3 protein-coding genes and 1 pseudogene are annotated in these 21,255 nt (G+C 74.2%); all 4 read right to left on the reverse strand.

Annotation, left to right across the window (positions count from 1 at the left end; genetic code table 11):
• Positions 1-370 precede the first annotated feature (370 nt).
• Entirely contained in the window at positions 371-1,708 is a 1,338-nt protein-coding gene (locus QC282_RS27290) for a 6-phospho-beta-glucosidase (RefSeq protein ID WP_279552233.1), read from the reverse strand.
• Between the two features lie 216 nt (positions 1,709-1,924).
• Positions 1,925-2,088, reverse strand: a pseudogene (locus tag QC282_RS27295) (maleylpyruvate isomerase); the annotation flags it as partial.
• A gap of 94 nt (positions 2,089-2,182) precedes the next feature.
• Positions 2,183-3,127 carry a hypothetical protein gene (locus tag QC282_RS27300; RefSeq protein WP_279552234.1) on the reverse strand — a complete coding sequence of 315 codons (945 nt, stop codon included), beginning with the start codon at positions 3,125-3,127 and terminating at the stop codon, positions 2,183-2,185.
• On the reverse strand, positions 3,124-21,195 hold the full coding sequence (locus QC282_RS27305; protein ID WP_279552235.1) for a non-ribosomal peptide synthase/polyketide synthase: 18,072 nt from the start codon (positions 21,193-21,195) through the stop codon (positions 3,124-3,126). Before QC282_RS27305 ends, QC282_RS27300 begins: the two co-directional genes overlap by 4 nt.
• Positions 21,196-21,255 lie beyond the last annotated feature (60 nt).

Genomic DNA, 21,255 nt, shown 5'->3' on the forward strand with positions numbered 1-21,255 from the left:
GTGGGGTCTTCTGCTCGGACGACAGAAGACGGGTGTGCCGCGTGTCGATGTGTGCGGGCCGCCAGGGCGTCCGCCCCCAAGTTGTAGACCTTGTGACCCTCCCCCGCCACCCGTGACGCCCGGGCCCCGCCGGCCGCTGGAGGGAGTGACCCCATGGCCGGGGTCGGGGCGCCCGCTCTCCAGGAAAGGCGAGGCGCCGACGTTCAGGGGCAGGCCCGGTTCCCCCGTGCCGGGCCTGCCCCCGCGTCGTCTTCCCCACGCCTCCGCCACCGGTGCTGCCCGTCTCCGCCGAGCCCCCGTGGGGGCGCCTCGCCCGGCACGCTTGTGTCGCGGAGGCTCCCCGCACCCTCGGGGCCGGGCCCCGGCCCGGCTACCCGAGGTAGGCGAGGCCGGGGTGGACGGCCGTGTAGCCGTCCACCAGTCGCCGGGCCACCTGCACGGAGTCCACGAGCGGGTGCAGCGCGAACGCCTTCACCGCCGCCGCGCGGGAGCCCGACCCGGCGGCCGACAGCACCTCGCGCTCCACGGCCTTGACCGCGCACACCAGGCCGGTCGCGTGGCCGGGCAGCGGGTCCACGGCGACGGGATGCGCGCCGTTGGCGTCGACCAGGCACGGCACCTCGATGACGGCCTCGGCGTCGAGGACGGACAGGGTGCCGCGGTTGCGGACGTTGAGGATCAGCGTGGCGCGCTCGTCGCGGGCGACGGCCCGCATCAGGGCGAGGGCGACCTTCTCGTACCCGCCGGACAGGTCGTCCTCGTCGCGGTCGCCCGCGCCGGCGGTCTCCCGGTTCTCGGCCATGTAGGTGGCCTCGCGTTCGGCGCGGGTGCCGTCCCAGGTCTCCAGGGCGGGCGCCTCCGGGTCGGCCATCCGCGCGTAGAAGCGGGCCTGCTGGTCGTGCAGGAAGGCGCCGCGGGTCTGTTCCGCCCGCTGGTAGGCGCGGACGGTCTCGCGGTTGAAGTAGTAGTAGTGCAGGTACTCGTTGGGGATCGCGCCCAGCGACTGGAGCCAGTCGGCGCCGAACAGCTTCCCCTCCTCGAACGAGCCGAGCAGGCGCGCATCGGCGAGCAGGCGCGGCAGTTCGTCGCGGCCGTCGACGCGCAGGCCGCGGACCCAGCCGAGGTGGTTGAGGCCGACGTAGTCGATCCACGCCTCCGTCGGGTCCGCGCCGAGCACCCGGGCGATACGGCGGCCGAGGCCGACCGGCGAGTCGCAGATGCCGATGACGCGGTCGCCGAGGTGGCGGGACATGGCCTCGGTGACCAGGCCCGCCGGGTTGGTGAAGTTGATGACCCAGGCGTCCGGCGCGAGACGGGCCACGCGCCGGGCGATGTCCACGGCGACCGGGACCGTGCGCAGGCCGTAGGCGATGCCGCCGGCGCCGACCGTCTCCTGGCCGAGGACGCCCTCGGCGAGGGCGACGCGTTCGTCGTTGGCCCGGCCCTCCAGTCCGCCGACGCGGATCGCGGAGAAGACGAAGTCGGCGCCGCGCAGCGCCTCGTCGAGGTCCGTGGTGGCGGTCACCTCGGGCGCGTCGGGGACGTTCGCGGCCTGCTCGGCGAGCACCCGGGTCACCGCGGACAGCCGCCCCGCGTCCAGGTCGTGCAGCACGACGTGGGTGACCCGGCCCTCGGCCCGGTCGCCGAGGAGCGCCCCGTACACGAGCGGCACCCGGAATCCGCCGCCGCCCAGAATCGTCAGCCTCATGTCCGCGCCCTTCCCGCCACGACCAACTCGACGCCCGCCTCGTCCGGGAGGACCGCACGGCTGTGTGCACCGGCTCGCTGGACGAGCCGGCGGCGTCGTTGTGCCAGCACGGCACGAACACTACTCGTCGCCACCGACGACACCCGGAGCTACACCGACGCGGGCGGGGACCCGCCAGGCGGACCGCCCGGGCACACGCGTGCGTTCGTCCGGTCGGCCCAGCACGAGCGGGATGCTCACGGCCCACTCCTCCGGGGCCGCCCTCTCGGCGTCCCTCGGGGCGCGCCGTCCGGTCCCGACCAGCAGCGCGTCCTGTCCGAGAACGACGCGGGAACCGGCGCCCCGGCGATCCTCTCCCGTGGGGCCCGGGCAGCCGCGAGATCGTGTGCCGTGCCGCGTGTGCGGGGAACGGCCGATCTCGCCCTGCCCGGCGACCCGGCCGGGTGAGCGGCCACAGCCGCCCCGTGGGCCCGTTCACCTGCCGAGAACCGCGGTGCGTGAGCGAGTCACCGTGGCCATCATGCCGACGGTGAGAACACAGCGGTCGCCGTCCCAGGTCTGCCCGGAGACGAACACGTCGTCGGAGATCAGGCGGTCGATCCTCGCCTCGTGACGCAGCACGGCGCCGGGATACACCTGTCCGGCGAAGCGGCAGTCGCGCACCGACGCGGCCATGCGGACGCCGTCGGCGGTGGCGTCGGAGAGCCACAGCAGCGCCGCCGCCTGGCCGAAGGACTCCAGCATGAGCGAGTGGGGGTAGGTGTACCGCGAACCCGGCAGCCCGGAGTCCATGGACTGGTAGCAGGGTTCCGATCCGGTGACCGCCTTGCTGACGACGATCCGGTGGCCCGGTTCGATGGCGTCCACCCGGTCGACGAGCACGATGGGGTGCGCGACCGGGAGGATGTCCAGCATGCCGGCGTAGTCGGGAATTGCGGCGTGGTCGTCGGCCGACGGCGGGCGGCCCGTCACGTCGAGGCCGTGCGGGCGGCGCTCGGTGCCGACCACGGCCTTCACCACCGAGACCGTGGTGCCGTCCCGGCGGATGCCCCGGGCGCGGACCGTCCAGCGGTCCGGCCCTTCCGGCACGGCCTCGACGTCCATGCACAGTTCGTCGCCGTGCAGCACCGGGGCCAGCCAGCGCCCGCTGACGATCTTCAGCACGTTGACCGGCTCGGCCCGGCCCACCACCGTGTTCATCGACTGGCGCAGGGCCTCCAGGAAGAACGTGGCGGGCAGCAAGGTCAGCCCCGGGAAGTGCCCGTTCATGTACGGGTCCCGGGAGTCGACCTCCTTGTAGGCGCGGAACTTGACCGTCGGCGTCATGGCCGCCGTCTCGATCCGGTCCACCGCCCGCAGGGGCGCGGCGAACCGCGCGTTCCACGGTTTCCCGTCCGGGCCGGTTGCGTCGGCGTTCACTGGACTCCCCCTTCGTCGCGCCCGTTGTCGTCGTCCTCGGTTCCCGATCGGTGAGCCTCCAGGTCCGCCAGGGCGCGGGCCAGGGCCCGGCCGACGACGTCCAGTGACCGGGGGCGGGTCATCCCCGCGTGGTCCGTGGCGACCGGGTGCTCGATGATCTCGCCGGTCACGTAGGGCTGCCACGCGGCCGGGTCGAGGCGTTCGCCGTCGGTGGCGACGAACAGGTGCATGTCTCCGCGGTAGCGGCGCGGCGCGTGTGTCGCGGCCATGCGGCTGTTGTTGGTCATGACCCCGCTCAGCCGGCGGAGCTGTTCGGCGTCCAGGTCGCCGAACATGCCGCCGCGCTCGGCGAGCAGTGCGGCGACCAGGTCGGCGTCGAGCCGCCGGCCGGCCAGTTCGGTCAGGTCGTAGCCGCCGTGTTCGAGCATGGCGCGGAACAGTCCGTCGTGCATCTCCTCCTGGTCGAACACGGGTTCCGCGCCGGTGCGCGGCACGGTGTCCAGGACGGCGAGCAGTTCGACGGTTTCCCCGGCCTTCTGCAGCCGGGTGGCCATCTCGTGCACGACGATCCCGCCGAAGGAGTAGCCGACCAGGCGGTAGGGCCCGTTCGGCTGCACCTTGCGGATCTGCTCGACGTAGTCCGCGGCGACCTCGGCCACCGAGCCGGGCAGCAGAGAGCCGTCCATTCCCCGCGACTGCAGCCCGTACACCGGGACGTCGCCGTCGAGGTGGCGGAGCATCCCGGTGAAGGACCGGGCGAAGCCGCTCGCCGGGTGGGTGCAGAACACGGGCGTGCCGTTGCCGTTCTCCCGGAGGGCGACGAGCACGTCGAAGCCGTTTCCGCCGCCGTCGCCGCCGACCCTCCTGGCCAGTTCGGCCACGGTGGGCGCCTCGAACAGGGTGCGGATGCCCAGCCGGACGCCCAGCACCTCGCGTACCCGGCCGATCAGCCGGGTGGCGAGCAGCGAGTGTCCGCCCAGGTCGAAGAAGCCGTCCTCGACGGACACCTCGGACCTGCCGAGCACCTCGCCGAACAGTTCGCACAGGATCCGTTCGACGTCGTCGCGGGGTGCGGTGCCGGCCCGCCGCCGGTCCACGGGGGCGGGCAGCGCGGCCCGGTCCACCTTGCGGTTGGGGGTCAGCGGCAGTTCGTCCAGGACGACGACGGCCGACGGCACCTGGTAGTCCGGCAGGACCGCGGCGAGCGCGTCACGGAGTCCGGCCGTGTCCAGGGTCACGCCGCGCTCCGGCACCGCGTAGGCCACCAGCCGCTGGTCCCCCGGCCGGTCGGTGCGCACCACGGCCACCGCCTGGCGTACGCCCGGCCGGCGCGCCAGCACCGCTTCGATCTCGCCGAGTTCGATGCGGAACCCGCGGACCTTGACCTGCTCGTCCGCGCGGCCGACGAACACCAGGTTTCCCTCGGTGTTCCAGCGCACCCGGTCACCGGTGCGGTACATGCGCGCGCCGGGCGGTCCGAAGGGGTCGGCGACGAACCGGCCCGCGGTCAGCGCCGGTTGGTCCAGGTAGCCGCGTGCCAGGCCGGCGCCGGAGACGTACAGTTCGCCCGCGATGCCGACGTCCACGGGCCGCAGCCGCCGGTCCAGGACGTAGACCGCGGTGTTGGCCATCGGCCGACCGATCGGCACCGGCCCGTCGGGCAGCGGGGTTCCCGGTGCGATCCGGTGGTCGGCGCAGTTCACGGTGAGTTCGGTGGGCCCGTAGCAGTTGACCACGGTCGCGTCGGGGTGCGCGGCCCGCCACTGGTGCAGCGCCTCGCCGTGCAACGCCTCGCCGCCGAGCAGCAGTTCGGTGCGCGGGCTGAAACCGTCGGGCAGTTCGGCCAGCATCGGCAGGTGGCTCGGGGTGACCTTGGTCAGCGCGCACGGCCGGTCGCGCAAGGCCGCGACGGTGTCCGGGTCGTCGTCCAGTGCGGCGAGGTGCACGGTGCCGCCCACGGTGAGCGGGACGAACATGCCGGTGACGGTCAGGTCGAAGGAGGCCGTGGTGGTGACGAGCACCGTGTCGCGCATCCCCGTGTAGCGCGCGCCGGCGAAGGCGAGGTAGTCGGACAGCGAGCGGTGTTCGACGACCACGCCCTTGGGCCGGCCCGTGGAGCCGGAGGTGTAGATGACGTAGGCGGGGTCGTGCGGGTGTGGTGCGGGCAGGGTGACGGCGTCCGCCGCCGGGGCCTTGGCCGCGCCGGTGTCCGGGTCCACCAGGAGGGTCGGCAGGTCGTCGCCGGACAGGTCGCGGGCCGACTCGGGGGTGGTCAGCAGCAGCGCCGCCCGGGCGTTGTCCATCACGTACCGCAGCCGCTCGCGCGGGTGGTCGGGGTCGAGCGGCAGGTAGGCGCCGCGTGCCTTGAGCACCGCGAGGAGCGCCACGAGTTGCCCGGGCGACCTCGGCAGCACCACGGCCGCCACGCGCTCCGGGCCGATGCCGTGACCGACGAGGACGCGGGCCAGCCGGTCGGTCGCGAGGTCCAGCTCGGCGTAGGTCAGCGTGGCGCGGCCGTGGCGGACGGCGATGCCGTCCGGGGTGCGGCGGGCCTGGGCGGTGAGCAGCTCGGGCAGCGTGGCCGTGGCGGTGCCGGTCGCGGTGTCGTTCCAGTCCACGAGCAGGCGCTGCCGGGTGGCGGCGTCGAGCAACTCGACCGCGCCGACGGGTTGTCGTGGCGCCTCGGCGACCTGGGTGAGCAGTCGGCCGAACGCCTCGGCGAGCCGGTGCACGGTGTCCTTGTCGAACAGGTCCGTGCGGTAGCGGACGCCGCAGGTGAGGCCGCCGGGCTCGCCGTCCGGCCCGGTGCGCTCGGCCAGTTGGACGGCCAGGTCGAACTTGGCCCCGCCGCCGTCGGTCACCGCCACCTCGGTGACGTCCAGGCCGGACGCCGTGAACGTCGTGGGCGGGTCGTTCTGGAAGGACAGCATGACCTGGAACAGCGGGTGCCGGGACAGGGTGCGGGCCGGGTTGAGGACCTCCACCAGCCGCTCGAACGGCACGTCCTGGTGGGAGTACGCGTCCAGGTCGGTCTGCCGCACCCGCTCCAGCAGCTCCACGAACGACGGGTCACCCGAGGTGTCCGTCCGCAGCACGAGGGTGTTGACGAAGAAGCCGACCAGGTCGTCCAGCGCCTCGTCGACGCGGCCGGCGATCGGCGTGCCGATGGGGATGTCCGTGCCCGCGCCGACGCGGCTGAGCAGGGCGGCGAGGGCGGCGTGGGCGACCATGAACATGCTGGCGCTGCGCTGTGCGGCCAGCGTGGTCAGTCGCCGGTGGACGTCGGCCGGGATCTCCAGTCGCACGGTGTCGCCGCGGTGGTCGGCGACGGCGGGCCGGGGCCGGTCGGTGGGCAGTTCGAGCCCTTCCGGCATCCCCGCCAACGTGGTCTTCCAGTAGGTGAGTTGCGCGGCTGCCGCCGAGTCCGGGTCGGTCTCGTCGCCGAGCCACTGGCGCTGCCACAGGGCGTAGTCCGCGTACTGCACGGGCAGCGGCTCCCACTCGGGGGTCGCGCCCCGGCAGCGCGCGGTGTAGGCCTCGGACAGGTCGCGCACCAGGGGGGCGGTCGAGGCGCCGTCGCCGGCGATGTGGTGCAGCACCAGCATCAGCACGTGCTGGTCCGCGCCGAGCCGGAACAGCCGTGCGCGCAGGGGAGGTTCGGTCTCCAGGTGGAACGGCCGGGCGAACTCTGCGGCGAGTGCGCCGGGCAGCTCGGCCTCGGTGGTGGTCACCGGCTCGTCCCACACCTCCACGTCCGGGAGCGGCAGCACCACCTGGTGCGGCTCACCCCCGACCGCCGGGTAGACGGTGCGCAGCACCTCGTGCCTTGCGACCACGTCGTCGAGAGCGGCCCGGAGGGCTGCCGCGTCCAGCGGACCGGTGAACCGCAACGCGGCGGGAATCCGGTACGGGGACGCGTCCGGGTCCATGGCGTTGAGGAACCACAGCCGCCGCTGCCCGAACGACGCGGGAACCAGCTCCCCGCGGGGCATGGGGCGCAGCGCCGACCGACCGGTGCCGGCGCCGTCGAGCACCGCGGCGAACGCGGCCACGGTCGGCGCCTCGAACACCGCCCGGACCGACACCTCGACGTCCAGCACGGACCGCACCCTGCTGACCAGCCGGGTGGCCAGCAGGGAATGCCCGCCCAGCTCGAAGAAGTTGTCGTCGACGCCCACCCGTTCCGGCTCCAGCCCCAGCACCTCGGCGAACAGGGCGCACAGCGCCTCCTCCCGCGCGGTCCCGGGCCGGCGTCCGCCGGCCGACGACAGCACCGGCGCGGGCAACGCGCGCTGGTCCACCTTGCCGTTCACCGTCAGCGGCAGGGCGTCGAGCAGGACGAAGGCGCTGGGCACCATGTAGTCGGGCAGCACGGCCGACACTCCGGCCCGCAGGTCCTGCTCACCCGGTTCGGCGTTCGCCGCGGGGACGCAGTAGGCCACGAGCCGCTTCTCCCCCGGGGTGTCCTCGCGGACCACGACCAGGACCTGGCCCACGCCGGGCTGCGAGGCCAGCGCCACCTCGATCTCGCCGAGTTCGATGCGGAACCCGCGGATCTTGACCTGCTTGTCCGCCCGGCCCAGGAATTCCAGCACGCCGGCGGCGTTCCACCGCACCAGGTCACCGGTGCGGTACATCCGGGCGCCCGGCACCCCGTACGGGTCGGCCACGAACGCCTGCGCGGTCAGCCCCGGCCGGTCCACGTAGCCGCGGGCGATCCCCGCACCGGAGACGTACAGCTCCCCGGCCACGCCACGCGGGACCAGCCGCAGCCGGTCGTCGAGGACGTAGAGCCGCCGGTTGTCCATCGGCCGTCCGATGGGCACGTTGTCGGGTACGTCGTCCACGGTGCGCATGGTGTACGCCGTGGGCATGACGGTGGTCTCGGTGGGGCCGTATCCGTTGATCAGCAGCAGTGCCGGATTGGCCGCGAGTACCTGCCGGGCCGCGGCCGCCGGCATCGCCTCGCCGCCGACGTCCAGCAGCCGCACTCCCGCGAAGCACTCGGGACACGTCTCCGCGAGCAGCCGGAAGACAGCGGTCGGCATCGTCACCGCGGTCACACCGTTGTCCCGGATCGTGCGGGCGAGTTCGTCGACGTCCACCTCACCCGGCGGTGCGATCACCAGCTCCCGGCCGAACAGCAAGGACGCCCACAGCTCGTACACCGATGGGTCGAACGAGTGGGCCACGTGCTGGAGGATCCGCTCGTGGCTGCGCGTTTGCCACAGGCGGTCGAAGACGAACTCCGTCACACTCCGGTGCGACACCCCGATTCCCTTGGGCTCGCCCGTCGATCCGGACGTGAACATCACGTACGCCAGCTGGTCCGGGTGCACCGCCACCCCGGGGTCGCAGTCGTCGGCCGGCAACGGGTCCGCACCGACCACCACGGTCACCTCGTGCTCCACCGCACACCCATGGGTGTCGGTCAGCAGGGCGACCGCGCCGCTGGTGGCCAGCATCCCGGCCAGCCGGTCCGCCGGGCTGCGCGGATCGAGCGGCACATAGGCCGCCCCCGCCTTCAGCACAGCCAGCACCGAGACCACCAGCCCGACCGAACGGCGCTGCACGACCGCGACCCGGTCCTCGGACCGCACACCCAGCGCCAGCAAATGACGCGCGAGCCGGTTCGCCCGACGATCCAGCTCCCCGTACGTCACCTCACTCCCGCCCGACACCAGCGCCACCGCGTCCGGAGCCGCCGCCACCTGCTGCGCGAACCGTGCCGGAATCGACACGTCGGGCACCGCCCGCTCGCGCCCCCGGCCGGCCGCCAGCAGCGCCGCGTGCTCGGCGGCGTCGAGCAGCCCGGCCGCGCCGATCGGTTGCCCGGGGGCCTCGGCGAACCGGGCGAGCAGCCTGCCGAACGCGTCGACGAGCATGCGCACCGTGTCCTCGTCGAACAGGTCGGTCCGGTAGTGCGCCGTGCCCGCCATGCCGTCGGGTTCGTCGTCCGGGCCGAACCCCTCGACCAGTTCCAGCGACAGGTCGAACTGCTCCTCCCCGGCGGCGAACGTCACCTGTTCGACGGTGAGTCCGTCCATCCGGACCGTGCCCCAGGCGCTGTTCTGGAAGGACAGCATGACCTGGAACAGCGGGTGCCGGGACAGGGTGCGGGCGGGGTTGAGGACCTCCACCAGCCGCTCGAACGGCACGTCCTGGTGGGCGTAGGCGTCCAGGTCGGTCTGCCGCACCCGCTCCAGCAGCTCCACGAACGACGGGTCACCCGAGGTGTCCGTGCGCAGCACGAGGGTGTTGACGAAGAAGCCGACCAGGTCGTCCAGCGCCTCGTCGACGCGGCCGGCCATCGGTGTGCCGATGGGGATGTCCGTGCCCGCGCCGACGCGGCTGAGCAGGGCGGCGAGGGCGGCGTGCGCGACCATGAACATGCTGGCCCGCTGTTCCGAGGCGAGCGCGGCGAGCCGCCGGTGCACCTCGGCGGGCACCTCGAACGCCACCGACGCGCCGCGGTGGTCCGCCGTGCTCGGCCGGGGCCGGTCGGCCGGCAGCTCCAGCCCTTCGGGCAGTCCGGCCAACTGCCGCTTCCAGTAGGCCAGTTGGTCGGTGATCGCCGAGTCCGGGGCGTCCTCCTCCCCCAGCCAGGCGCGTTGCCACAACGCGTAGTCCGCGTACTGCACCGGCAACGGCTCCCACTCGGGAGCCACGCCCCGGCGCCGTGCGGTGTAGGCGTCGGACAGGTCACGCACCAGCGGGGCGATGGAGGAACCATCCCCGGCGATGTGGTGCAGCACGATCATCAGCACGTGTTCGTGCGCGCCGAGCCGGAACAGGCGTGCCCGCAGCGGGGGTTCGGTCTCCAGGTGGAAGGGCCTGGCGAACTCGGTGGCGAGGTCGGCGTCGAGCGCGTCCTCGATGGTGGTCACCGGCTCGTGCCACAGCTCCACGCGGGACGGGGGCAGCACCGACTGGTGCGGCTCGCCCCCGATCGCCGGGTAGACCGTCCGCAGCACCTCGTGACGCTCGACCACGTCGACCAGGGCCGCCCGCAGCGCCTCGGTGTCCAGCCTGCCGGACAGCCGCAGGACCGCCGGGATCCGGTACGGCGACCCGTCCGGGTCCATCGCGTTGAGGAACCACAGCCGCCGTTGCCCGAACGACGCCGGGACCAGCTCCCCGCGCGGCATCGGGCGCAACGCCGGGCGCCCGCCGCCGGCGCCGTCGAGCACCGCCGCGAGCTCCGCCACCGTGGGCGCCTCGAACACCGAACGGACGGACACCTCGACGCCCAGCACCGACCGCATCCGGCTCACCAGCCGGGTGGCCAGCAGCGAGTGCCCGCCCAGGTCGAAGAACCCGGCGTCGATGCCCACCTGGTCCGCCTCCAGCCCCAGCACCTCGGCGAACACCCCGCACAACGCCTTCTCACGCGCGTCGCGGGGAGCACGTCCGCCGGACGACGCGACGACCGGCGACGGCAACGCCGCCCGGTCCAGCTTCCCGTTCACGGTCAGGGGCAGGGCGTCCAGGGCGACGAACGCGCTCGGCACCATGTAGTCCGGCAGGGCGGCCGACATCGCCGTACGCAGGCCGTTCTCGTCCGGTTCCGGGTCGGCGGCAGGCACGTAGTAGGCGACGATCCGCTTGTCGCCCGGGGTGTCCTCGCGGACGACCACCGCGACCTGGCCCACGCCGGGCCGCGCGGCCAGCGCCGTCTCGATCTCACCGGGCTCGATGCGGAACCCGCGCACCTTGACCTGCTCGTCGGCGCGTCCGAGGAACTCCAGCGCGCCGTCGGCGTTCCAGCGCACCAGGTCACCGGTCCGGTACATCCGCGCGCCGGCGTGGAAGGGGTCCGCGACGAAGCGTTCGGCGGTCGGTCCGGGCCGCCCGAGGTAGCCGCGCGCGAGCCCGGTCCCCGACACGTACAGCTCGCCGGTCACGCCGCGAGGCGCCGGGCGGAGACGGCGATCGAGCACATACACACGCCGGTTGTCCATCGGCCGTCCGATCGGCACCGAGGCGGGCACCTCGTCGGCGGCGCTCAGCGTGTGCACGAGAGGCATCACCGTCGTCTCGGTGGGCCCGTAGCCGTTGTGCAGCGCGAGCGAGGGGTTGGCCGCCAGCACGGTGCGCGCGGCGGTGGCGGGCAGCGCCTCGCCGCCGACCATCAACTCCCGTACGCCGGCGAAGCATTCCGGGTGTTCCTCCGCGACGAGACGGAACACGGCAGCCGGCATGGCCAGGGCCGTCACTTTGCTGTCCGCGATGGTCCGGGACAGTTCCACGACGTCCAGTTCACCGGGCGGCGCGATCACCAGCCGGCGGCCGAACAGCAGTGACACCCACAGCTCGTAGACCGACGGGTCGAACGAGTGGGACATGTGCTGCAGCATGCGGTCGTGGTTCGGCCCGGCCCAGAGGCCGTCCGAGACGAAGTTGAGCACGTCCCGGTGCGACACGGCGACACCCTTGGGCTCGCCCGTCGATCCGGACGTGAACATCACGTACGCCAACTGGTCCGGGTGCACCGCCACCCCGGGGTCGCAGTCGTCGTCCGGCAACGGGTCCGCACCGACCACCACGGTCACCTCGTGCTCCACCGCACACCCATGGGTGTCGGTCAGCAGGGCGACCGCGCCGCTGGTGGCCAGCATCCCGGCCAGCCGGTCCGCCGGGCTGCGCGGATCGAGCGGCACATAGGCCGCCCCCGCCTTCAGCACAGCCAGCACCGAGACCACCAGCCCGACCGAACGGCGCTGCACGACCGCGACCCGGTCCTCGGACCGCACACCCAGCGCCAGCAAATGACGCGCGAGCCGGTTCGCCCGACGATCCAGCTCCCCGTACGTCACCTCACTCCCGCCGGACACCAGCGCCACCGCCTCCGGAGCCGCCGCCACCTGCTGCGCGAACCGTGCCGGAATCGACACGTCGGGCACCGCCCGCTCGCGCCCCCGGCCGGCCGCCAGCAGCGCCGCGCGCTCGGCGGCGGGCAGGAGGTCCGCCGTGGACAGCACGGTGCCGGGGTCACCGGCGAGCCGGTCGGCCAGGGTGCGCAGGTGCTCGGCCACGGACGTGACCTCGGCGGCGGACACGAGGTCGGCCCGGTAGTGCAGCCGCACCTCCAGTTCCTCGCCCGGCACGCCGACCACGGTGAGCGGGTAGTGCCCGGTCTCCTCGCTGCTCGCCCCGGTCAGCCGCAAACCGGTGCCGGGGAGCTCCATGGTCTCCGGGTCCAGCGGGTAGTTCTCGAACACCACCAGGGTGTCGAAGAGTTCACCGGTGCCCGCCGCGCGCTGGATGTCGGTCATGCCCAGGTGGTGGTGGCCGAGGAGGTCGGCCTGGTCGGCCTGGATCTGTCGCAGCAGGTCCCGGAACGAGCGCGCCCCGGCCGTACGCACCCGTACCGGCACGGTGTTGATCAGCAGGCCGACCATCGACTCCACACCGGGCAGCTCGGGCGGGCGGCCGGAGACCGTGGTGCCGAACACCACGTCGTCACGGCCGGTCCGGGAGGCGAGCAGCATCGCCCACAGCCCCTGGAGGACGGTGTTGGTGGTGACCCCGCACCTCTGGGCGAGGTCGGCGAGCCCGGACAGCCGTACCGTGCGGCACTCCGGCCGGCCGGCCTCGGACGGCGTGGCGCGGGCCGGGCCGGCGAACAGGGTGGGCTGGTCCACGCCCGCCAGGGCCCGGCGCCAGGCGTCGGTGGCGGCGGCGCGGTCCTGCCGGGCGAGCCAGGCCAGGTAGTCGCGGTACCGGGGGGCGGGCCGCAGGCCGGTGGTGTCGGCGCCGGCGGCGTAGCAGTCGAACAGTTCGCGCAGCAGCAGCGGCACCGACCAGCCGTCGAGCAGGATGTGGTGGTTGGTCATGACCAGCCGGTGGCGCCGGTCGCGGTGGACGAGCAGCGTGAACCGCACGAGCGGCGGCCGGTCGAGCGCAAAGCCCGCGCGCCGGTCGGCGGCCAGGACCCGGCGGCTCTCGGCCTGCGCGGCCGGGTCGTCCAGGCCGGACAGGTCGACGACGCGGAAGGGCACCTCGGCCGCGCCGGGCACGAACTGGACCGGGGCGCGCAGCCCGCGGTCGGTGAAGCCGGAGCGCAGATTGGGATGGCGGTCCAGCACCAGCTGTGCCGAGGTGCGCAGCCGCTCGATGTCGAGGGGGCCGGTCAGGTCGAGGAGGATCTGCGGGGTGTAGGGGTCGGCGCCGCGCTCGTGGTAGGCGGCGTGGAAGTAGAAGGACTCGGCGAGCGGGGGCAGCGGCAGCGCGTCGGCCAGGTCCGGCACGGCGGCCACCAGGGCGTCCACCTCGGCCTGGTCGAGGGCGACGAGCGGGAAGTCGCTCGGTGTGTGGCCGCTCTCCGTGCCCGCGGCGTCCCGGAGCACCTCCAGTGCCTGCCGCCACAGCTCGGTCAGCTCCGCGACGTCCGGCTCGGCGAACAGGCCGGCCGGCCAGCTCACCGTGGCGGACAGCTCGGGGCCGTCGGCGTTCTCGACGCTGATCGCGTTGATCTCCAGGGCGTGCCGGACCGGGGCGTCGGCCCCGGCGCCGCCGCCGAGCGCGGCCTGCTCCGGGGCGAGCGTCCAGTCGTCGGATCCGGTGGGGGCGGTGAGCCGGCCCAGGTAGTTGAACGCCAGTTGGGGCGTCGCCAGGCCGGTGAACTCCGGGGCGGTCTCCGGGTTGAGGTGGCGCAGGCGGCCGTAGCCGAGGCCGGCGGGCAGGGTCCTGAGGTGCTGCTTGACCCGGCGCACGGCGGCGGCCGCCTCGGCGGCGGCGTTCTGCGTGGCGCCGGTGGCGTACACGGCGTCGACGTCCACGCCGGACAGGTCCAGGCGGGCCGGGTACATGGTGGTGAACCAGCCGACGGTGCGGGAGACGTCCAGCGTGTCGATCTGGTCGCGGCCGTGGCCCTCCAGGTCGACCAGCAGCGCGCGGGAGTCGTCGCCGCGCCGGGACCGCCAGCGGGTGACCGCCAGGGCCAGACCGGTGAGCAGCATCTCGTGGGTGCGGGCGAGGAACGCGGCGGGAACCGTCGTCAGCAGCTCGCCGGTCAGCGGCACGGGCAGGGTCAGCCGGACGCGGCGGAGCGTGGCCGCGGTGTCGGTCGCGGGGTCGACGGGGCGGGCGCCGAGCGGGGTCTCCGGTTCGGCGAGCACGGCCAGCCAGGTGTCGAGGCCGGCCAGCACGGCCGGGTCGTGCGCGCCGTCGGCGACGGCCTGCGCCCAGCGCCGGTAGGGCACCGGGGAGGGCAGCCCGTCGGCGGGTCCCGCCGGGCCTGCGGCGAGGTCGGCGCCGAGGATGCGCCAGGACACCCCGTCCACCACGAGGTGGTGCAGGACGAGCAGCAGCCGGCCCTGCCGGTCGGGACCGGCGTCGAACCACACGGCGCGCACCGTCGCGCCGGACTCCGGGTCGAGTTCGCCGTGTGCCCTCTCGTGCTCGGCACGGAGGGCGGCGAGCAGACCGTCGGGGGTGTGGCCGGCGAGGTCGACGCGGCGCACGCAGGTGTCGGCGGTCAGCGAGCCGGGTGCGTCGATCACGGCCCGCCAGGTGCGGCGGCGGACCAGCCGCATGCGCAGCGCGTCGTGCCGGTCCAGCACCGCCTGGACGGTTGCGCGCAGGTGGTCCTCGGTCAGGCCCGCCGGGGTGGTGAGCAGCATGGACTGGGCGAAGTCGGCCACCGGGCCGCCGTGTTCGCGCAGCCAGTGCATGATCGGGGTGAGCCGCACGGGCCCCGTCGCGTCCGCCGCGGGCACGTCGGCGCTGCCGGCCGTGTCCTGTCCGACGGGCACGGCGGCGGCGAGGGCGGCGACGGTGCGGTGGTTGAACACGTCCTTGGGGGTGAGCACCAGTCCGGCCGCGCGGGCACGGGTGACCAGCTGGATGGACATGATGCTGTCGCCGCCGAGGTCGAAGAAGCTGTCGTGCACGCCCACTTCGGGCACTCCGAGCACCGTGGCGAACAGCTCGCACAGGGCGGTCTCGGTGGCGTCGCGGGGCGCGGTGCGGGTGCCTGAGGCGACGAACTCGGGTGCGGGCAGCGCCTTGCGGTCGACCTTCATGCCGTTGGCGGTCATGGGCAGCTCGTCGAGCACCATGATCGCGGCGGGCACCATGTACTCGGGCAGGACGGTGGCCGCGTGTGCGCGCAGCGCGTCGCCGTCCGCGCCGCCGGGCCCGGCGGGCACGACGTAGCCCACCAGGCGCCGGGTGCCCGGTGTGTCCTCGCGTACGACGACCACGCACTGCCGCACCGCGGGGTGGGCGCAGAGCGCCGTCTCCACTTCGCCGGGTTCGATGCGGAAGCCGCGGATCTTGATCTGGTCGTCGGCCCGGCCGAGGAACTCCAGCTCGCCCGCGGCGTTCCAGCGCACCCGGTCGCCGGTGCGGTACATCCGCGTGCCCGGTGCCCCGAACGGGTCGGCCACGAAGCGCTGGGCGGTGAGGTCGGGGTGGCCGAGGTAGCCCCGGGCGAGTCCGTCGCCCGCGAGGTACAGCTCGCCGGGTACGCCCGGCGGCACCGGGTTGAGCGCGGCGTCGAGCACGAACGACCTGGTGTTCCACAGCGGACCGCCGATCGGCGGGGCTCCGCCCGGCCGCAGCGGGTGACTGAAGGTGGCGCCGACCGTGTACTCGGTGGGGCCGTAGCCGTTGAGCATCCGGCGGCCGGGGGCGAACCGGGTGACCAGTTCGGCCGGGCAGACGTCGCCGCCGACGGCGAGGGTGCGCAGATCGGGCAGTTCCACGTCGGGCAGGGTGGCCACCGCGGCGGGCGGGATCAGCGCGTGCGTGACCCGGTTCGCGGTGAGCACGTCGGCGAGGGTGGAGCCGATCAGCGGTCCGTCCGAGGACACCACGAGCGCGGCGCCGGACCCGAACGCCAGGCACAGTTCCAGCACCGACACGTCGAAGCTGGGCGAGGAGGACTGCAGCACCCGGCTGTCCGGGGTGGTCCGGAACCGGTCCAGCAGGAACGCGGTGAAGGCGGCGAGGCCCCGGTGGGTGACGGCGACGCCCTTCGGGACGCCGGTGGAGCCGGAGGTGTAGATGACGTAGGCGGTGTTGTCCGGCGACAGCGGGGCGCGCCGGTCGGCGTCGGTGACGTCGCCGACGCCGGTGTCGATGCCGGTGGTGGCGGCGGCTTCGGCGTACACGTCGTCCACGAGGAGTACCGGGCAGGCCGGTTCGGGCAGCGCGGCGGCCGTCGCCGCGGACGCCACCACGAGCAGTGGCCGGGCGTCGCCCAGGATGTGCGCGATCCGGTCGGCCGGGAAGGCGGGGTCGAGGGGTACGAAGGCGGCGCCCGCCTTGCTGATCGCCAGTTCGGCGACCATGAGGTCCACCGACCGGGGCAGCAGCACGGCGACGAGTTGCTCCGGTGCGGCGCCGCGTGCGATGAGCAGCCGGGCCATGCGGTTGGCCCGCGCGTTGAGCTCGGCGTAGCCGAGGCGTTCCTGGTCGGCCAGGAGCGCGGGGGCGTCCGGGGTCGCGGCGGCGGTGTCCTCGAAGATCCGCGCGAGCGTCCGTACGGGGATGTCGCGCGCGGTGTCGTTCCATTCGACCAGGACCCGGTGGCGCTCGGCCGGGTCCAGCACGTCGATCGCGCCGACCGGGCGGTCGGGGTCGGCGACGGCGGCCCCGAGCACGCGGACCAGCCGGTCGGCGATCCGGGCCGCGGTGTCCGCGTCGTACAGGTCGGTGCTGTATTCGAGGTGGCCGGTCAGTCCGGCGGGGGTGCCGTCCGCGGCGCGCCGCTCGCGGATCTCCAGCACGAGGTCGACCTTGGTGTACTCCCGTTCGGCCGGCAGCGGTCGGACGTGCGCGCCCGGCAGCTCCGGTCGGGGGTCGTCGTCCTGGAGTACCAGCATCACCTGGAACAGCGGGTTGTGGGCGGTCGACCGCTGCGGCCGCAGTCGCTCCACGAGCCGTTCGAACGGCAGGTCCTGGTGGGCGTAGGCGGCGAGGTCGGTCTCCCGTACGCGGCCGAGCAGTTCGGCGAAGGTGGGGTCGCCCGAGGTGTCGGTGCGCAGCACCACGGTGTTGACGAAGTAGCCGACGAGGTCGTCGAGTGCCTGGTCGCTCCGGCCGGCGACGACGCTGCCGATCGGCAGGTCGGTTCCGCCGCCGAGCTTGGTCAGGACGGTGGCGAGTGCGGCCTGCACGGCCATGAACAGGGTGGCGCCCCGGCTGCGGGCCAGTTCGGCGAGCCGTTGGTGGACGTCCGCCCCGACCTCGATGCCCGCCGTCGCGCCGCGGTGGGTCGGCCGGGCGGGCCGGGGGCGGTCGGTGGGCAGCGCGATCTCCTCGGGCAGCCCGTCCAGCGCGCCGCGCCAGTACGCGAACTGCCGGGCGGCGAGGCTGTCGGGGTCCTCCTCGTCGCCGAGGACGGCGCGCTGCCAGTGGCAGTAGTCGCGGTAACTCACCGGCAGCGGCGCCCACGTGGGACATCGGCCGCCGAGCCGGGCGGTGTAGGCGTGCGAGAGGTCCCGGGTGAGCGGGCCCAGAGACTGGCCGTCTGCGGCGATGTGGTGCAGCAGCAGGAGCAGTACGTGCTCGTCGCCCACGGCGAACAGGGAGGCCCGCAACGGCAGTTCGGCTGCGAGGTCGAAGGCGTGCCGTCCGGCGGCCCGGAGCGCGGCGGGCAGTTCGTCCTCCGCCGTGCGCAGGACGGTCAGCCCGGGGCGTGCGGTGTCCGCGGGGAGCACCACCTGGTGCGGTGTCCCGGTGTCGTCGTCGCGGAAGAGGGTGCGCAGCGGTTCGTGCCGGGACACCACGTCGTGCAGCGCGGCCCGCAGCGCGTCGTGGTCCAGGTCGCCGGTGATCCTCAGGACGAGACCCATGTTGTACGTGGGTGAGGGGCCTTCCAGACGGTGCAGCACCCACTGCTGGCGTTGCCCGGCCGACAGCGGTGCGGGGCCGTCGTCGCCCGCCGGGCGGAGCGCGGGGCGGTCGCTCGCCGAGCCGGTGCGCTCCAGCAGGCGCAGCGGTGTGGGCGCCTCGAACACGTCCCGCACGGTGAGTCCGGCGCCGAGCACCGCCCGGACCCGGCCGACGAGACGGCTCGCCAGCAGCGAGTGTCCGCCGAGCGCGAAGAAGTCGTCGTCCACCGTGACCGTGTCCACGCCGAGCACCTCGGCGAACAGGCCGCACAGCAGTTCCTCGGCGACGGTCCGGGCGGCCCGGCCCGCACCGGCGGCGCCGTAGTGCGGGGCGGGCAGCGCGCGCCGGTCGAGCTTGCCGTTGGCGGTGGTGGGGAGCCGGTCGAGCGTGACGAACGCGGCGGGCACCATGTAGGCGGGCAGCGCCTCGGCGACGCGGTCACGGAGCGCTTCCGGGTCCGGGGTGGCGCCGGGGGCCGGCACCAGGTAGGCGACCAGGCGGTGGTCGCCGGGCGCGGCCGGGTTGTCGTCGCGGGCCACGACCACGACGTGGTCGATGCCGGGCGAGGCGGCCAGGACGGCCTCGATCTCGCCGGGTTCGATGCGGAAGCCGCGGATCTTCACCTGGTGGTCGACCCGGCCCAGGAACTCCAGCTCGCCGTCGGCGGTGTGGCGCGCGAGGTCGCCGGTGCGGTACATGCGGGCGCCGGGCGGACCCCACGGGTCGGCCACGAACCGCTCGGCGCTCAGGCCCGGCCGCCCGAGGTAGCCGTCGGCCAGCTGGACGCCCGCGAGGTAGAGCTCTCCCGCGACGCCGGCCGGGGCGGGCCGCAGCGCGGCGTCCAGCACGAGGACCCGGGTGTTCCACACCGGGCGTCCGATCGGGACACCGGTGTGCGGCTCGTCGGGGCCGCAGCGGTGGGCGGTGACGTCGACGGCCGCCTCGGTCGGCCCGTACAGGTTGTGCAGCTCGGCGCCCAGTACGGCGAAGAACCGTTGCGCCGTACGTCCGTTCAGTGCCTCTCCGCTGCAGATCACCCGGCGCACGGCGGCGCAGTCGGCCGGGTCCGCCGCGGCGAGGAAGGCCTCCAGCATCGACGGCACGAAGTGCACGGTGCTGATCCGTTCCGCGCCGATCAGCCTGCTCAGCGCGGCGGGGTCGGTGTGCGTGCCGGGCTCGGCGACGACCAGGGTGGCGCCGGCCAGCAGCGGCAGGAAGAACTCCCACACCGACACGTCGAAACTGGCCGGGGTCTTCTGCAGGATCCGGTCGGTGTGGCCGACCCCGTACTCCTCCCGCATCCACAGCAGGCGGTTCACGATGGCCCGGTGGGACACGGCGACGCCCTTGGGCCGCCCGGTCGAGCCGGAGGTGTAGATCACGTAGGCGGTGTCCGGCCCGCGCAGTGCGGCGCCCCGGTCGGCGTCGGTCGGGTCGTGGGCCGGTGTGCCGGCGAGCCCTTCCACGGCGTCGACCGGCAGGCGCGGGGTGTCCGGGGTCGGCGGGAGCGTGGCGGCGAGTTCGGCGGTGGTCAGCAGCAGCGCCGGGCGGGCGTCGGCGACCATGAAGGCGATCCGGTCGGCCGGGAGGTCCGGGTCGACCGGCACGTAGGCGGCGCCGGCCTTGTGCGTCGCGTACAGCGCGGTGACCAGGTCGAACGATCGCGGGACGGCGACGGCGACCCGGTCTCCGCGGCGGATGCCCCGGGCCAGCAGCAGGTGCGCCAGCCGGTTCGCGCGCTCGTTGAACTCGGCGTAGCTCAGCGCCTTGCCGCCGAACACCACGGCGGGCGCGTGCGGGGTGGCGCGCGCCTGCCGTTCGAACAGCGCGGGAAGGGTGGTCGCCGGTACGTCGTGCGCGGTGTCGTTCAGTTCGTGCAGCAGGTGCCGCCGCTCGGCGGGGGTCGTGGTGTCGATCGTGGTGAGCGGGCGGTCGGGCGCCGCCGCGACGAGGGCGTCGACGATCGCGTCCAGCCGTGCGCGCAGGGCGGCGAAGTCCCGTTCGGTGAACACCTCGGCGTGCACGTCGTAGACGAGGTCGAGGCCGCCGTCGTCGGGGCGGCGGTCCAGGCCGAGTGACAGGTCGTCGGTGGGCACGGTGGACGCGTTGCGGCTGACGCCGGGCAGACCGGCGAAGTCCAGCACGGTCCTGCCGAGCGCAAGGTTGATCTGCGGGCCGTACAGCCGGCGGGTGCCGCCGAGCAGGCCGAGGTCGTGGCGCAGGTCCTCCTGGCGGTAGCGCTGGCGCCGGACCGTGGCGCGCAGCTCGGCGGACACGGTGCGGACGAGGTCGCCGACCGTCGCCGCCGGGCGCAGGTCGATGCGCAGCGGCAGCACGTTGGAGATCATGCCGGGGACCTTGTCGCAGGCCCCGCCGCGGGCGGCGACGGGCAGGCCCAGCACGACCTCCCGGTCGCCGCGCTGCCGGTCCAGGTAGAGGGCGAGGGCGGCGACGACCAGCACGGGCCAGGCCACGCCGAGTTCGCCCGCGGCGGCGCGGACCGCGTCCACCCGTTGCGGCGACCAGGACACGACGGCGCGGCGCTGCTCGCGCGGCACGTGCGGGGTGTCGGCGCCGAGCGTCACCGGTTCCGGTGCGCCGGCCAGGCGCGTCGTCCAGAACTCCCGGTCCTGCTGGTGGCGCTCCGAGGCACGGTACTCGGCCTCGGAGTCGGACAGGGTGCGCAGCGGCGCGAAGCCGGCCGGGGGGACGGGCCGCCCGTGGGCGAGCGCCGTGTAGACCTCGGCGCAGCGCTGCTGCACGAGGAACTCGCCGACGCCGTCCATCAGCAGGTGGTGGTACTGCTGGAACCACACGTACGCGGTGTCGGCCAGCTTCAGCAGCGCGAAGTCGTAAGCCGAGGGCCGGGTGATGTCCAGGGGCATGTCGAGTCGTCGGCGCTGCCACTCCTCGGCGGCGGCAGCCGGGTCCGCCGCGGCGGACAGGTCGACGAACGTGAACGGCGGTTCCCCGGCGGCCTCACCGACGACGAGCACCGGTTCGCCGCCGTCGCCCGTGTCGGTCACCCGGCCGCGCAGCACCTCCATGTCGGCCACGGTCCGGGCGAGCGCGCGACGGAACAGCCCGACGTCCAGCGCCCCCGAGACGGCCGTCCGTTCGGCGACCCGGTAGCGGGGGTTCGTCGGGTCGATGAGCTGCGCGAACCACAGGCCTCGTTGCCCGGCGGTCAGCGGCACGTCGAAGGCCGAGGTGGCGTCCGGCATCAATTCTCCAGGATCGGTGGACACCGCCGGTGGTCGTGTCCACCGGCGGTTTCGGGTGTC

This window comes from Streptomyces sp. DH24 (genome assembly GCF_029813775.1).
Classification (GTDB): Bacteria; Actinomycetota; Actinomycetes; order Streptomycetales; family Streptomycetaceae; genus Streptomyces.

Bases quoted from the DNA above. Each gene is read 5' to 3' on its own strand.
- QC282_RS27290 (WP_279552233.1), bottom strand. From the start codon at position 1,708: ATGAGGCTGACGATTCTGGGCGGCGGCGGATTCCGGGTGCCGCTCGTG.
- QC282_RS27305 (WP_279552235.1), bottom strand. From the start codon at position 21,195: ATGCCGGACGCCACCTCGGCCTTCGACGTGCCGCTGACCGCCGGGCAA.